Origin of the sequence: Kitasatospora sp. DSM 101779 (assembly GCF_025655475.1) — a bacterium.
GTDB lineage: Bacteria > Actinomycetota > Actinomycetes > Streptomycetales > Streptomycetaceae > Kitasatospora.
The window spans coordinates 6,516,838-6,531,267 of the sequence record NZ_JAHTIK010000001.1; the positions used below are offsets into that span (position 1 = coordinate 6,516,838).

Consider the following 14,430-nt stretch of genomic DNA (forward strand, 5'->3'; position numbering starts at 1 on the left):
CAGGTACCCGATGACCACCACCACCGAACGACCGGCCGCCCGCTCCTCGGCCGCCCACGCAGCCCGGCCGGCGAAGGTCCGCAGCCGTGAGCAGCGCAGCCCCGTCGCCACCGCGCTCAGCCACCTCGCACTGATCGCGGCCAGCCTGATCGCGCTCTTCCCCGTCGTCTACATCGCCTACATCTCGCTCGGCCCGGACGACATGGACTACCTGCACCCCGGGCAGATCCTCGGCAAGGCGACCCTGTCGAACTACGACAAGGTGCTCAACCAGACCGACTTCTTCAGCTGGTTCGGCAACTCGGTGATCGTCGCCGGCGGCACCACCGTGGTCGGCGTCATGCTCGCCGCCAGCACCGGCTACGCCGTCTCCCGGATGCGCTTCGCCGGCCACAAGCAGCTGATGTGGACGCTGCTGGTGACCCAGATGTTCCCGATCGCCGTGCTGATCGTGCCGATGTACTACATCCTGTCCAACCTCCAGCTGCTGGACAGCTACTTCGGCCTGATCCTGGTCTACTCCGGCACCACCGTCCCGTACTGCGCCTGGCTGCTGAAGGGCTACTTCGACACCATCCCGGTGGAGATCGACGAGGCCGGCCGGGTCGACGGACTCTCCCCCTTCGGCACCTTCTGGCGGCTGATCCTGCCGCTGGCCCGCCCGGGCCTGGCCGTCGCCGCCTTCTACTCCTTCCTCACCGCCTGGGCCGAGGTGGCCTTCGCCTCGACCTTCATGCTCAGCTCGGACAAGTACACGCTCGCCGTCGGCCTGCAGTCCTTCATCAGCGAGCACGACCACCAGTGGCAGCTGATGGCCACCACCTCGGTGCTGATCGCGCTGCCCGCCGCGCTGGTCTTCTACCTCGTCCAGCGCCACCTCGTCACCGGACTGACCGCCGGTGCCGCCAAGTCCTGACGAAATCACGCACCGAGCGGCCGAAGTGCCCACTGAGGCCGACGGGCTGACGTACCGTCACACAACGCTCTGTTCGCCGCGAATCCCCAAGGGATGACTGACCAATGACCCAGAACCTGGCCGACGCCTCCCGGCCCGCCCCCGTTCCCGCCGCCGAGCCCATCGCAGCGAGTGCGGGCGCGAGCAGAGGCTGGTGGCGGGACGCGGTCATCTACCAGGTGTACCCGCGCAGCTTCGCCGACTCCAACGGCGACGGCATGGGCGACCTGCCGGGCATCCGCAGCCGACTGCCCTACCTGCGCGACCTCGGCGTCGACGCGGTCTGGCTCTCCCCGTTCTACGCCTCCCCGCAGGCCGACGCCGGCTACGACGTCTCCGACTACCGCGCGGTCGACCCGATGTTCGGCACCCTGCTGGACGCCGACGGGCTGATCCGCGACGCGCACGCGCTCGGCCTGCGGATCATCGTCGACCTCGTCCCCAACCACTCCTCCGACCAGCACGAGTGGTTCCAGCGCGCGCTGCGGGAGGGCCCCGGCTCCCCGCTGCGCGACCGCTACCACTTCCGCCCCGGCAAGGGCGAGAACGGCGAGCTGCCGCCCAACAACTGGGAGTCGATCTTCGGCGGCCCGGCCTGGACCCGGTCCGTCAACCCGGACGGCACCCCGGGCGAGTGGTACCTGCACCTCTTCGCCCCGGAGCAGCCCGACTTCAACTGGGAGAACCGGGCCGTCGCCGACGAGTTCCGCTCGATCCTGCGGTTCTGGCTGGACATGGGCGTCGACGGCTTCCGGATCGACGTCGCGCACGGCATGGTCAAGCAGGCTGGCCTGCCCGACATCGGCGGCGAGGGCGACCAGCTCAAGCTGCTCGGCAACGACGTGATGCCCTTCTTCGACCAGGACGGCGTCCACGAGATCTACCGCGACTGGCGCAAGATCCTCGACGAGTACCCGGGCCAGCGGATCGGCGTCGCCGAGGCCTGGACCCCCACCGTCCAGCGCACCGCCAACTACGTCCGCCCCGACGAGCTGCACCAGGCCTTCAACTTCCAGTACCTGGGCACCTCCTGGGCCGCCGACGAGCTGCGCGAGGTGATCGACGTCTCGCTCGACTCGATGCGCCCGGTCGACGCCCCCACCACCTGGGTGCTCTCCAACCACGACGTCACCCGGCACGCCACCCGGTTCGCCAACGAGCCGGGCCTCGGCACCCAGATCCGCACCGCCGGCGACCGCGAGCTCGGCCTGCGCCGCGCCCGCGCCGCCAGCCTGCTGATGCTGGCCCTGCCCGGCTCCGCCTACGTCTACCAGGGCGAGGAGCTCGGCCTGCCGGACGTCACCGACCTGCCGGACGAGGTCCGCCAGGACCCGTCCTTCCTCCGCGCCTCCGGCCAGGACGGCTTCCGCGACGGCTGCCGGGTGCCGATCCCGTGGTCCGGCACCGAGGCCCCGTACGGCTTCGGCCCCGCCGAGGGCGGTCCGAGCTGGCTGCCGCAGCCGGCCGAGTGGGCCGACCTGAGCGTGGAGGTCCAGACCGGCGACCCCACGTCCACCCTGGAGCTGTACCGCTCGGCGCTGGCCGTCCGGCGCGAGCACCCCGCGCTCGGCGCCGGCACCGAGCTGACCTGGCTGGAGTCGCCGGAGGGCGTCCTCGCCTTCCGCCGGGACAGCGCGCAGGGCTCCTTCGTCTGCACCTCCAACACCACCGGTGCGCCGGTCCGGATGGCCGCTCCCGGACGTATCCTGCTGTCCTCCGCGGACACCGAGGCCGTGGACGGAGAGATTCTGCTGGCAGCGGACAGCACCGTTTGGTGGGCGGTCTGAGATGGTTGCAATAGGCTCTGGGATCGTGACTACGGCGCGACTCTCGGACATCGCGGCGCAGGCGGGGGTCAGTGAAGCCACCGTCAGCCGCGTCCTCAACGGCAAGGCGGGCGTCTCCGCGACCACCCGCCAGACCGTACTGGCCGCTCTCGACGTGCTCGGGTACGAGAGGCCGACCCGGCTGCGGCAGCGCAGTGCGGGTCTGATCGGCCTGATCATCCCGGAGCTGAACAACCCGATCTTCCCGGCGCTCGCGCAGGTGATCGAGCAGGTGCTCAGCCGGCACGGCTACACGCCGGTCCTGTGCACCCAGACCCCCGGTGGTTCCACCGAGGACGAGCTCGTGGAGCTGCTGGTGGAGCGGGGGGTGTCCGGAATCGTCTTCGTCTCCGGCCTGCACGCGGACACCACCGCCGACCACGAGCGGTACAACAAGCTGATCGGCCGCCAGGTGCCGTTCGTGATGATCAACGGCTACAGCGAGCGGATCGCCGCGCCGTTCATCTCGCCGGACGACCGCGCCGCGATGTGGATGGCCGTCCAGCACCTGGTCGAGCTCGGCCACACGAAGATCGGCCTCGCGATCGGGCAGCGGCGCTTCGTGCCGGTGCTCCGGAAGGTCGAGGGCTTCCGGGCGGCCGTGCAGGAACTGCTCGGGCTGACCCCGGAGGAGGCCGACGGCTGGGTCCACCACACGCTGTTCAGCGTGGAGGGCGGGCACGCCGCGGCCGGTGTGCTGCTCGACAAGGGCTGCACCGCGATCGTCTGCGGCAGCGACATGATGGCGCTCGGCGCGATCCGGGCGGCCCGGCAGCGCGGGCTCGCGGTGCCGCAGGACGTCTCGGTGGTCGGGTTCGACGACTCGCCGCTGATAGCGTTCACCGAGCCGCCGCTGACCACGATCCGCCAGCCGGTGGAGGCCATGGCCATCGCGGCCGTGGACGCCCTGCTGGAGGAGGTCGGCGGCAACCCCGCGCAGCGCGCGGAGTTCATGTTCCAGCCGGAGCTCGTGATGCGCGGCTCCACCGGTGCCAGCGTGCGCTGACACCCCGCCACCCGGCCGATGGCCGGAGGCACACCCCTGTGGCCCCGGAGAGCCCTCTCCGGGGCCACAGGGCGTTTCGGGGCGGCCCCAGGGGCGTGGCGAACCCACCCGGGGCGTGGGGCAACCACACAGGGGCGCGTGGGGGCACCTCCCGGCCGAAGGCTGGGGGAGAACTGCGCGCTTCGGATGTGGGCCGCCGTACGGACCAGGGGACGGCCCCGATCTCGCAGTGACCCCGCGTCCGAATTGCGCAGTTCCCCCCTTTGGGCCGGCCCCGTGGTCCCTGGCGGTTGATCCGCCCCCTCTGGCGTCAGCCCTCTTCGGCGGTGCGGTGGGGGCGGGCGGTGCGTGCGGCGTCGGCGGCGTCGCCGGTGCGGGCCTCGGTTCGCCGGCTCCGCGCCAGGTAGTCGCGGACGATCAGCTCGACCGCGTCCTGCGGGTTGCCGGCCCCGGCGGCGAGCATGACCTCGATCGCCAGGTCGGCGTCCAGTGTGACGGTGACCTTCGCTGCCATGGTGGCTCCTCAATTCCGTGGGGGCGCCAGCCTATCCATGCGCGGGCAGGCCGGAGCCCCGGAGCGGCGGGAGGCCGCTCCGGGGCTGCGGAGAGGAGAGGAGCGCCCGGGCCGAGGGACCCAGGTACGGCTTCGGGCGCCTGCCCCGGCGTACGGGACGCCGGGAGGGTGGATCAGACCCGGCCGGCGAAGTCCGGGGCCCAGTTGGCGATGGTCTGGACGCGGACACCGGCGCTCGGGTTCGCGGCCTCGACGTACTTGCCGTCGCCGATGTACAGGGCGACGTGGTGCACACCGGAGTTGGCGCCGTTGCTGGACCAGAACAGCAGGTCGCCCGGCTGCAGGTTGTCCAGCGAGACGCGGGTCGAGTAGTCGGCCTGGTCGGCGGCGACGCGCGGGACGGAGATGCCCGCGGCGCGCAGCGCGGCCTGGGTGAGGCCGGAGCAGTCCCAGCCGCCGTTGCCGGTGCCGCCGTAGATGTAGGCCTGGCCCACCTTGGAGAGCGCGAAGTTGACCGCGGCGGCCTTGGAGCCGGTGGCGGTCTGCGCGGTCGTGGTGGTGGTGCTCGCCTTGACCGCGGTGGTGGCCGGCTTGGCGGCGGCCGGGGCGGCCTGGGCCGGGGTCGAGGACGCCTTGGCGGGGGTGCCCAGCGACAGCTTCTGGCCCGGGTAGATGGTGTGCGGACCGTTCTTCAGGACCGACTTGTTGATCTCGTAGAGCTTCTGCCAGCCGCCCTGGACGTGGTTGCGCTCGGCGATGGTCGACAGCCAGTCGCCGGCCCGCACGGTGTAGGTGGCGCCGTGGTTCCACTGGCCCTGCCAGGACTTCTTGCCCTGCCACGCCATGCCGTCCTGCGAGGTGCCGGTGGAGGCGGTCGAGCCGGTGGAGGCGGCGGGCGCGGCCGGAGCGGCCGGCTTGGGGGCGGCGGAGGCCGCCGGGGCGGTGCTGGAGGCGGAGCCGCCGGGGTTGATCTCGGGGGCCGGGCCGCCCTTGGTCAGACCCGCCTTGACGGAGCAGACCGGCCAGGCGCCGGGGCCCTGGACGGCCAGCACCTTCTCGGCGATGGCGATCTGCTGGTCCTTGGTGGCCAGGTCGGCGCGGGAGGCGTAGCTGCCGCCGCCGAAGGAGGTCCAGGTGCTGTTGGTGAACTGGAGGCCGCCGTAGAAGCCGTTGCCCGTGTTGATGTGCCAGTCGCCGGAGGACTCGCACTGGGCGACCTTGTCCCAGGTGGAGACCGAGGCGGCGGAGGCGGTGCCGGCCGCCAGGGACGGGATGCTGAGGCCGATGCCGACGACGCCGGTGGTGGCGAGAATGCGGCGGCCGCGCTTGGAGTTGATGGACAGCATGAAGCAGCGTTCCTCTCCCACGCCTGCGAGGTGAGCTGTCGGATTCGGGCTGGAGTTGCCCGGCCGCCCGCGCAGAATCGGGCGATCTCTCGCCGTTTCCGCGCGCGCGGCTTCACCCCAAGCCGGGGAGCGGCGCTGGACCGCTCCCGGGCGACTTACCTGGTTCCCCCGCCCCTGCCGAAGTGCGTTTCGCATTGCCAGTCGGACCGCCGGCAGGACTCGGCGTTCGGGCCAACTGGGTCCGTGTGACCACGAACGTGGGAGGACATTAGACAGAGTTAAGTTCAAACCGCAAACATGTGTGATGCCGGTCACAGGCGATCTTGGTATATTCCATGATCGATCCATTGATCATTCAGTGATCGACTTCTTTTGATTTCCGGCAAAGCCCTTCGGGGAAAACCGGCCTGTTTATGCTTCAGGCATCGGAGGCCGGGCGGCGGCCCGGGGGAGGGGTCGGCCGGTCATGGATCAGCGCGGGCAGCACCCGGAGGGGGAGTCCGGCGAGGTGCCCCGGGGGCCGGCGTCGCACCGCCGGTTCGGCCGGCGCAGGATGCTCCTCTGGCTCGGGATCTCCACCGCCGCCGTCGCGGTCGGCGGCGAGTTGGCCCGCCGCGCGCTCGCCTCCGGGGCCGCGCCCGCGCCGCCGGCCACGGCGCCCCCGACAGGCCCCGCGGGGGCCTCTGTCGGGCACGCGCACGCCGCTCCGGCCCCCGCCGACCCCGCGCCCTCCCCGGTCGATCTGACGGGCCGCCGCTGGTCCGACCCGGCCGGCTGGGGCGGCGCCGTCCCCGGGGTGGAGAGCGCGGTCCGGATCGCCGACCGCGTCCTGCTGGACGCCGACGCGTCCGTCGGCTCCCTGGCGGTCGAGCCGGGCGGCTCGCTGGTCTTCACCCCCGGGCGCAGCCTCACGCTCTCCTCGGCGGGCAGCGTGGAGGTTCGCGGTGCCCTGGTGCTGGCCCCGGAGGACGGGGCCGTGCACACTCTGAGATTTCCGTCTGTGAACGAACGAGGCTTCCGCGGCGGCGGCATGACGGTGATGGAGGGGGACACCGGGCTCTGGGTCACGGGCACCGGCTACCTGCGACTGGACGGCGCCGCCAAGACCGCCTGGGTCCGTGCGGCCACCGCCCTGCGGGCCGGCGACACCGAGCTGCGCCTGGCCGAGCCGCCCACGGGCTGGCGAGCCGGCGACGAGCTGGCCGTCACGCCGACCGGACCCCCGAGCGAGGACGAATTCTCCACCCGGTACGATCTGTGCACGATCAGACGGATCGACGGCAAGACCGTCACGCTGGCCGCACCCCTCGCGTTCGCGCACCCGCGGGTGACGGCCGGCGGCGGTGTCGCGATCGGCGCCGAGGTGCTCAACCTGACCCGCAGCGTGCGGATCGAGGGCACCGCCGAAGGCCGCGCCCACGTCCACCTGACCAGCTCGCGCCGGGCCGACGTCCGGCATGCCGCACTGCGCTGGCTCGGCCCGCGGCAGCCCGGCAAGGAGACCTGGAACGGCGCCCCCGTGACCGAGCCCGTGCTCGGCCGCTACGGCCTGCACTTCCACATGCTCGGCGACACCTCCCGGGGCACCGTCGTCGAGGGCGTCGTGGTCCGGGACGCCGGCAGCCACGCCTTCGTCCCGCACGCCAGCCACGGCATCACCTTCCGCAGCTGCATCAGCCACAACACCTGGGAGGACGCCTACTGGTGGGACGGGCCGACGGACACCCGCACCCCGCAGGCGCCGTCCGACGACATCGCCTACGAGTCCTGCGTGGCCTCCCGCACCGTGTACGAGCCCAACCCGCGCGGCTACCGGCTCACCGGCTTCTCGCTCGGCGCCGGCACCGGCGGCGTCGCCCGCGACTGCGTGGCCGTCGGCGTGCAGGGTGCCACCGGCGCCTCCGGCTACGAATGGCCGGAGGCCGGCGAGGGCGTGTGGACCTTCGAACGCTGCCTGGCCCACAACAACCTCGAGAACGGCATCTTCGTCTGGCTGAACGCCCGTCAGCACCACGTGCTGGAACGCTTCGTCGCGTACCACAACGGCGGCTGGGGCATCGAGCACGGCGCCTACCTCAACGACTTCGACTACAACGGCGGCGTGCTGTACGGCAATGCCGCCGGGGGCGTGGCCGTGCACGCGCTCGGGCGCGAGAAGGGCACCGTCTTCGACGGCCTGCTGATCGACGCCGCCGGACAGTCCGACTACGCGATCGCCACGGTCAAACACCAGCTCGCAGGAACGACCGTGACGATCGCTCGGAGCCGTCTGACGGGCTACCGGAAGGCCGGCGTGGCATTCCGCGCCACCACCGACGGCGAACCGGACGACATCGCCGTGCTCGACTGCTCCTTCGGCGGCAACGAGGTGTGGCTGGACCCGGAGGCGCCCCGCCCGGCCCGGGTCGTGCTGCGCAAGGCCGGCGAGCGGGAGGCCGTGCAGCTGCAGCCGGGCCCGGGCAAGGCCGAGTGGAACGCCGCCGCCGCGCCCACCACGGTCGACGGCCCGCCCCGGGCGGTGGTCACCCCCGCGATCCGGCTCGCGGACACGGCGGCACCGACCCGCCGGCTGCCCGTCTGAGCCCTCGGCCTCGGCCGTGCTCCCGGGCCCGAGGCTGTACCGGCGTGCCCCCGGCCGCCCTGCCGAGCCCGCGGCCGGGCTTGCGACGCCGTTGCCGTGCTCTGACGCTGTGGCCGTGCTTCTGACAGTGCGGCGGGCCGGGGTCGGACCGCAGAACGAGGAGGGGCCCCGACCTGATGCGGTCGGGGCCCCTCCTGGAGTTCACTGCGTGCGCGGCCGATGCCTGCGCACCGCTCACTGCTCCGTGGCGGTCTCCTCGGCCTCGGCTCGGGCGGCAGCCTCGGCCTCGGCGGCGGCGAGCTCCTCCTCGTCGATCTGCGGCCGAGGCGGCAGCGCGGCCAGGTAGGTGGAGGCGATCAGCTGGCCGACGGCCGGGTAGGCGCCCAGCGGAGCGGCGCTCGGGCAGCCGGTCTCCTCGGCGGCGGTGGCCAGCAGCTCGGAGTCCGCCTCCGGGCCGATCACCAGCGGGGCGAGCGCGGGGCGCTCGGAACCGGTGGCCTTGAGGTGGTCCACCGCGGCGGCGACCGAACCCGGAACGTCGAGGGCGGCGGCCACCACCGGCACGGCGAGACGGGCGGCGAGCAGCACACCGGTGATCCCGGCGGCCGCGGCGGCGTCCTCGCCGCCGGAGACGGTCAGCACCACGCCGTCGGCGGAGGTGGCGATCGCGAACAGGCGGGCGCGGTCGGCGCGGGCCAGACCGGCCTCGGACAGACGGACGTGCACGGCCTCGGCGAGCAGCGGGTGCGGGCCCAGCGGGTCGGTGACCGGGGAGCCGGCGGCCGAGGCCACCTCGTGCAGCTCCGTCAGGAAGCCGTGCGGACCGGGCAGCAGCGGCACCACGATCGGCGGCGGCGCGCCGTTGCCCGCGGCCATGGCGAGCAGGTCGGAGACGGTCGGGGCGTCCTCGGACTCGGCCGCGACGTAGCCGGCGGCGATCTCGATGCCCGGCTGCTCGCCGCGCACGATGGAGAGCAGCTCGTCGACGATCGGGCGGGCCTCGGGTCCGGCCGTGGCCGGGACGGCCAGCAGCAGGGCCGGGGAGCCGGCCGGGACCTCGGGGCGCTCGGGACGGCGGTGGCGCCCCCGCGCACGGGAGCCTGGCGTACGGACGGGCAGTGGCGCGCCCGGGATGGCTGCGGTGCTCATGGCGGAGATCGTAGGACATACCGGGGCCCTTACTGCAGTCGACTCCCGTGAGGGGTTGATGGTGACGGCGCAAGGTCGGACAAATCCCGGCAAAGCGATGCGCGGTCCGTCGGTGGGGTGCGTGATGCTCCTCACAGTGGCCGATGTGACTGCGCGTAAAGGCCGACGGCGAGCGTCAAGATCAACGGGACGCAGGCCGGCCCGTACCCACGGTGATCGTTTGCTGTGTCGTCTGCTGTGGTTTGACCTGGTTTGCCCGGCGCGCGGCGCGGCCGTTCAACGCTACTGATGAGTCAGATGCACGCGCTTTGTCCCGTGCTGATGCACGTGCAGGCCAGCTATCATCACGTCAAGTGAGGCGAACGCCAGGCTCAGGGAGACAACGATGAGTGACACGTACAACGGCATGGCGGCTGCGGACCTCGACGGTGTGGTCTGGCAGAAGAGCCGGCACAGCAACTCGCAGGGCAACTGCGTCGAGTTCGCCGCCCTGCCGACCGGCGAGGTGGCGATGCGCAACTCCCGTTTCCCGGACGGGCCCGCGCTCATCTACACCCGGGCCGAGATAGCCGCGCTGCTCCTCGGCGCCAAGGACGGGGAGTTCGACCACCTCGCGACCTGACCGTCCGTCGGGCCGCCGTGTCGCTGTAGCCGGTGGGCCCGGCGTTCGGGCCTTCTTCCCGTGAGGGCCGTCGTGGAGGTCGCCGCGACGGCCCGGTTGCGTGTCCTGCCCGGTGGTGCTCCCGGCCGGGTCGGGTGTCCTCCCCGGTTGCTCGCGCTGTCCGGTCACGACCCGCCCGGCTGTGCGTTCCCGGCCCGGCGCCTCCGGCGGTGCAGCGTCCGCGGACTGTCTCCCCGCGGCCGCGGTGCCCGTCGGACCGGCGGTCCCGCCGGTGCGGTACGAGAAGGCCGATCGGGTCCCCTCTGCCCGACCCGCCCGGAACCCTCCGCCCGGCGGACGCGTTTCGACCGTTCATCCGCGGCCCCGCAGCCGCTGCCCGGTCGGTCCGGTTGGGCCCGGTTCGGCTCGGACCGGTTCAGGCCGAGCGGTGCCGACCGGTCCCGCCGGTGGGCGCGGGCTCGAACAGGGCCCAGACGACCTTGCCCGCCCCGGCGAGCGGGTGCCAGCCCCAGGAGCTGCTGAAGGAATCGACCAGGTGCAGCCCGCGACCGGACTCCGCCACGAAGTCCGCCTCGCGTGCCACCGGCCCCTGGCTGCTGGGGTCGCTCACCGCGCACACCACCTGCGGAGCCCGGTGCACCAGGCTGATGCGTATGGGGGTGCGGCCCTCGACGCCCTGCGGGCGGGCGAGCTGCGCCGGCACCTGCGCGACCGCACTGTTGCAGCCGTCCGGTACCGCGCCCAGGGCGTGGCGCAGCGCATTGGTCACCAACTCCGAGGCGACCAGGGCGACATCGTCGAAGAGTGAGTCGAGTCCCCAGTTCCGCAGGGTGGTCCTGGCGAAGTCCCGGGCCGATCTGACGGCTTCGTAGCGAGGGGCGAGGGTACAGCTGACCACGTACGGGTCGGCAGCGATGGCCGTACCGGTGCTCATGAAGAGCTCCTCCCATAAGGGGGCGGACACGGCGGGACCCACCCGGGTCATGCCGGTCACCTCCGACTCGCTCGGCCGCTCGGCCGCCCGCCCGTAAGCCCGGACCCGCACACGAACTCCCGGCCGCACAGGGGAGCGGCCGGGAGGGCATGGGGGGGTCGCGCGTTCGGTCGACGCGAAGCCCGCGGAGTTGTCAGGTGCGTGCAAGTGCACGTGCACCATGGTCCTCTGCGCCCACTGCAGATGCAAGAGTCGATTCACGTGCAGTCGCATGTTTGGCATATGCAAGCGCCAGATGCACGTGCAAGATGGAGGATGTGATGCAGAAGTAGTAGATCGTTGCGCCACTACGGGCACCGAGCGCGCCCAACTGATGGCAGACTGTGCGCTGTTTGACCCGAGGTGGAGGTTTCCGACCGCATGACCACAGTTCAGCCCGGCGGGGGCTCGATGGTGCGCCGCATCCTCCTCGGCTCGCAGCTGCGGCGCCTGCGCGAGGGACGTGGCATCACCCGCGAGGACGCCGGCTACACCATCCGTGCCTCCGAGTCGAAGATCAGCCGCATGGAGCTCGGCCGGGTCTCCTTCAAGGAGCGCGACGTCGCCGATCTGCTCAGCCTCTACGGCGTCGACGACAGTGCGGAGCGCGAGGCGCTGCTCGGCCTGGTCCGCGAGGCCAACAAGTCCGGCTGGTGGCACAGCTTCAACGACGTCCTGCCCGGCTGGTTCCAGACCTACGTCGGTCTGGAGGAGGCCGCCGCGCTGATCCGCACCTACGAGGTGCAGTTCATCCCCGGCCTGCTGCAGGCCGAGGAGTACGCCCGGGCCGTCTTCGGCCAGAGCCGCCCCGCGATAAGTGCCGAGGAACTGGAGCGCCGCGTCAGCCTCCGGATGCGCCGCCAGACCCTGCTGACGGGGGATCGGAGCCCGCACCTGTGGGCCGTCATCGACGAGGCCGCGCTGCGCCGCCCGGTCGGCGGCCCGGCCGTGATGCGCGCCCAGGTGCAGCACCTGATCGACATGGCGGACCGGCCCAACGTGACCATCCAGGTCATGCCGTTCCGCTTCGGCGCCCACGCCGGTGAGAGCGGCGCCTTCTCCATCCTGCGCTTCCCCGAGCAGGACCTCGCCGACGTGGTCTACCTGGAGCAGCTCACCAGCGCCCTCTACCTGGACAAGCGCGACGACGTCGACGCCTACATCCAGGTCATGGAACGGCTCTGCGTAGACAGCCTGACGCCCGATCAGACCGTCGACCTGCTCACCTCGATCCTCAAGGACCGCTGAGCCGGCGAACACGGCAGAACGCGGTCGGGCGCCCCTCGGGGCGCCCGACCGTTTTTCCGGCGGCACGCCCTTCCTCCGGCGGTACGCCTAGTGAACGACCGGAGCCGGTGACGGGCGCAGACCGAGCGGGCGGTCGGCGAACGCCTGCTCCGCGTCGACCTCGTAGCAGAGGTTGCTGCTGGAGTCCCCGAGAGTGGTGTCGACGAAGCGCTGGACGTCACCGACGGACTGCGTCTCCCAGAGGCAGGTCACGGCGGACCCCTCGACGTGCGGGTAGAACTGCAGCACCCGGGTGCCGTCCGGCGCTCCACTGCCGCTCATGAGGGCCCGGCCGCGGGTGAACGCGGTCTCCGGGGCGAGGATCGTGTGCTGGACCACGACGTACATGGGAGTCCTCCTCGCTGCCTTCCGTCCCTGTCGGACGGTTCGACTTCGGACGGTTCGACCGTAGGCCTGCGGAGGAGGACGCCGCGTCGCCCGCATTCACCAATCCGGCGCGGGGAGGCATGGTCAATCCTGGCCATGCCGCTCAGAGCAGGCCGTGCTCCAGCGCGAAGGTGCTCGCCGCGGTCCGGGAGGAGACGCCCAGCTTGCCGAAGATGTTCTGCAGGTGCCGGGCGACGGTGTGCTCGCTGATCACCAGGGCGGCGGCGATCTGCCGGTTGCTCGCGCCGCCGACCACCTCCCGGAGCACCTCGACCTCGCGCGCCGAGAGACCGTAGCCGGCCGGGCCCGTGCCCGTGTCACCGCGCGTGCCCGGGGCCGTGCCCGGTCCGCCGCGGGCGAGGGAATCCAGGCGGGCCACGTCCGGCCCGGCCCCGAGCTCGGCGAAGAGTGCGCGGGCGGCCTGGAGCTCCAGACCGGAGGTGTCGTCGTCACCGAGGGCGCGGCAGGCGAGTGCCACCAGGACCCGTGCCCGCGCTCCCTCGTACGGCACATCGAGCTCCTGCCACCCGCGCCACGCCCGCCGTGCCGCGGCGAGACCGGCGGGGGCGTCGCCCCTGGCCAGTGCCACCGAGGCGACGCCGTAGGCCGCTGCCGCGCGGAGCACATCGCTGGCATGGCGCTCCGCGACGGCCTCCAGTCGGCGGGCGGCCTCGGCCGCGCCGTCGAGGTCGGCGCCTGCCAGCATGATTTCGACGTATGCCGGGAGGAGGGCTGCCTGCTCCAGCTCCCGGGTGTGCTCGGACACGGCGCGGCGGATCGTGGCCGCTGCCGCCTCGCCCTTGCCCTGCGCCAGCCGGAGCAGGGAGAACCCGGGTTGCGGCTCGAACCCGCATCGGTTGGCCTCCCGGTAGGCGCCCTCGGCCTCGGCCGGGCGGCCCTGCAGCCGGTGGATCTCGCCCTGCCGGTAGTGGGCCTGTCCACAGGCGATCCGGTTCAGGACACCCCGGGTGAAGTGTCCGGCGGCGCGACAGGCCTCGTCGAGCGCGGCGGGCCAGGCGCCGGCGTACTGCATCACCTCGGCGCGGTGCACCAGGCACAGTCCGTTGTGCGCGACCATCTGCGGCTGGCGGTCGCACCACCGCGTCAGGGCGGCCGTCCACTCGCGGACACGCCGCAGGTCGTACAGGTCGTGGCAGAAGCCGATCGTGTTGCAGTAGACGATGCCGCTGACGATTGGCGACAGCGCACCGGACTCGACGACCACGAGCGTCTCGTCGACGAGACGAAGGCCCTCGTGCACACGGCCCAGGTTCAGCAGGGCCCGGGCCTGCTCGTCGCGCGCCAACCACACCAGGTCGGCGTCGCCGAACGCCTCACCGACCTCGGCGGCCACGGCCGCCGTCGCACGGCCGGACTGCCAGTCGCCGCCGGCCATCAGGGCCAGCCACACGGGGATCAGCAGGTACCCGCGTTCCACGCAGTCCCGCCCGTCGGCCTTCAGGAGGCGCTCGCCGAGGGCGAACCAGCCGCTCGCCCGCGCACCGTGGCCCCGGAACAGCAGGCTGTGGCCGATCCACACCGCACAGCGGACGGCCCGCGGCACATCACCGGCGTCCAGCCACCTCGCGTGGGCGCGCTCCAACCGGGCCACGTAGTCCTCGTCGCGCCCGAGCATGTAGGCGGACCTGGCAAGCAGCTCCAGGTCGTCGGCACCCACCGGTGCGGCTCCGTCGGCGGCACTCAGGCTCTCGAAGGCCTCGCGCCAGGCCCCGGCGGCGTAACACGCACGGCCCCGGACGAGATCGCGGCTGGTGTCCACGAGC

General features: G+C 72.4%; 12 protein-coding genes and 1 riboswitch. Of the genes, 6 read left to right on the top strand and 6 right to left on the bottom strand.

The genetic code is table 11. The features are described from left to right. Nucleotides 1-10: 10 nt before the first annotated feature. From KSNIM_RS29665 to KSNIM_RS29675, 3 genes are all read left to right on the top strand, one after another. Nucleotides 11-916 (top strand): sugar ABC transporter permease, encoded by a 906-nt coding sequence (locus KSNIM_RS29665; protein ID WP_263106200.1) that lies wholly within the window; start codon nt 11-13, stop codon nt 914-916. 104 nt (nt 917-1,020) lie between these two features. Beyond that, nucleotides 1,021-2,742, top strand: a complete 1,722-nt coding sequence (locus KSNIM_RS29670; protein ID WP_263106201.1) for a glycoside hydrolase family 13 protein — start codon at nt 1,021-1,023, stop codon at nt 2,740-2,742. Nucleotide 2,743: 1 nt separating this feature from the next. Continuing rightward, nucleotides 2,744-3,787, top strand: coding sequence for a LacI family DNA-binding transcriptional regulator (locus tag KSNIM_RS29675; RefSeq protein WP_263106202.1), 1,044 nt, complete (start codon nt 2,744-2,746; stop codon nt 3,785-3,787). Between the two features lie 310 nt (nt 3,788-4,097). Here the strand turns inward: KSNIM_RS29675 and KSNIM_RS29680 are convergent, their stop codons facing one another. Together KSNIM_RS29680 and KSNIM_RS29685 are read right to left on the bottom strand one after the other, a co-directional pair. After that, nucleotides 4,098-4,301 (bottom strand): hypothetical protein, encoded by a 204-nt coding sequence (locus tag KSNIM_RS29680; protein ID WP_043174934.1) that lies wholly within the window; start codon nt 4,299-4,301, stop codon nt 4,098-4,100. 173 nt (nt 4,302-4,474) lie between these two features. Beyond that, nucleotides 4,475-5,647, bottom strand: coding sequence for a transglycosylase family protein (locus KSNIM_RS29685; RefSeq protein ID WP_263106203.1), 1,173 nt, complete (start codon nt 5,645-5,647; stop codon nt 4,475-4,477). 5 nt (nt 5,648-5,652) lie between these two features. Continuing rightward, a riboswitch (cyclic di-AMP (ydaO/yuaA leader) is annotated at nt 5,653-5,851 on the bottom strand. A gap of 262 nt (nt 5,852-6,113) precedes the next feature. Here KSNIM_RS29685 and KSNIM_RS29690 point away from each other — a divergent pair. After that, nucleotides 6,114-8,228, top strand: coding sequence for a hypothetical protein (locus KSNIM_RS29690; protein ID WP_263106204.1), 2,115 nt, complete (start codon nt 6,114-6,116; stop codon nt 8,226-8,228). A gap of 234 nt (nt 8,229-8,462) precedes the next feature. Here the strand turns inward: KSNIM_RS29690 and KSNIM_RS29695 are convergent, their stop codons facing one another. Next, nucleotides 8,463-9,377 (bottom strand): hypothetical protein, encoded by a 915-nt coding sequence (locus KSNIM_RS29695; RefSeq protein ID WP_263106205.1) that lies wholly within the window; start codon nt 9,375-9,377, stop codon nt 8,463-8,465. A 385-nt stretch (nt 9,378-9,762) separates the two neighbouring features. Between KSNIM_RS29695 and KSNIM_RS29700 the strand changes: the two genes are divergently transcribed. Next, a complete protein-coding gene (locus KSNIM_RS29700; RefSeq protein ID WP_030272042.1) occupies nt 9,763-9,999 on the top strand; it encodes a DUF397 domain-containing protein in 237 nt (78 codons plus the stop codon). A gap of 415 nt (nt 10,000-10,414) precedes the next feature. Here the strand turns inward: KSNIM_RS29700 and KSNIM_RS29705 are convergent, their stop codons facing one another. Continuing rightward, entirely contained in the window at nt 10,415-10,933 is a 519-nt protein-coding gene (locus KSNIM_RS29705) for an ATP-binding protein (RefSeq protein ID WP_263106206.1), read from the bottom strand. Between the two features lie 420 nt (nt 10,934-11,353). Between KSNIM_RS29705 and KSNIM_RS29710 the strand changes: the two genes are divergently transcribed. Further along, nucleotides 11,354-12,220 (top strand): helix-turn-helix domain-containing protein, encoded by an 867-nt coding sequence (locus KSNIM_RS29710; RefSeq protein ID WP_263106207.1) that lies wholly within the window; start codon nt 11,354-11,356, stop codon nt 12,218-12,220. Between the two features lie 87 nt (nt 12,221-12,307). Here KSNIM_RS29710 and KSNIM_RS29715 read toward each other — a convergent pair whose 3' ends face one another. Both KSNIM_RS29715 and KSNIM_RS29720 read right to left on the bottom strand, forming a co-directional pair. Continuing rightward, nucleotides 12,308-12,607 carry a hypothetical protein gene (locus KSNIM_RS29715; RefSeq protein ID WP_263106208.1) on the bottom strand — a complete coding sequence of 100 codons (300 nt, stop codon included), beginning with the start codon at nt 12,605-12,607 and terminating at the stop codon, nt 12,308-12,310. Between the two features lie 142 nt (nt 12,608-12,749). Further along, on the bottom strand, nt 12,750-14,426 hold the full coding sequence (locus KSNIM_RS29720; protein WP_263106209.1) for a LuxR C-terminal-related transcriptional regulator: 1,677 nt from the start codon (nt 14,424-14,426) through the stop codon (nt 12,750-12,752). Nucleotides 14,427-14,430: the final 4 nt, after the last annotated feature.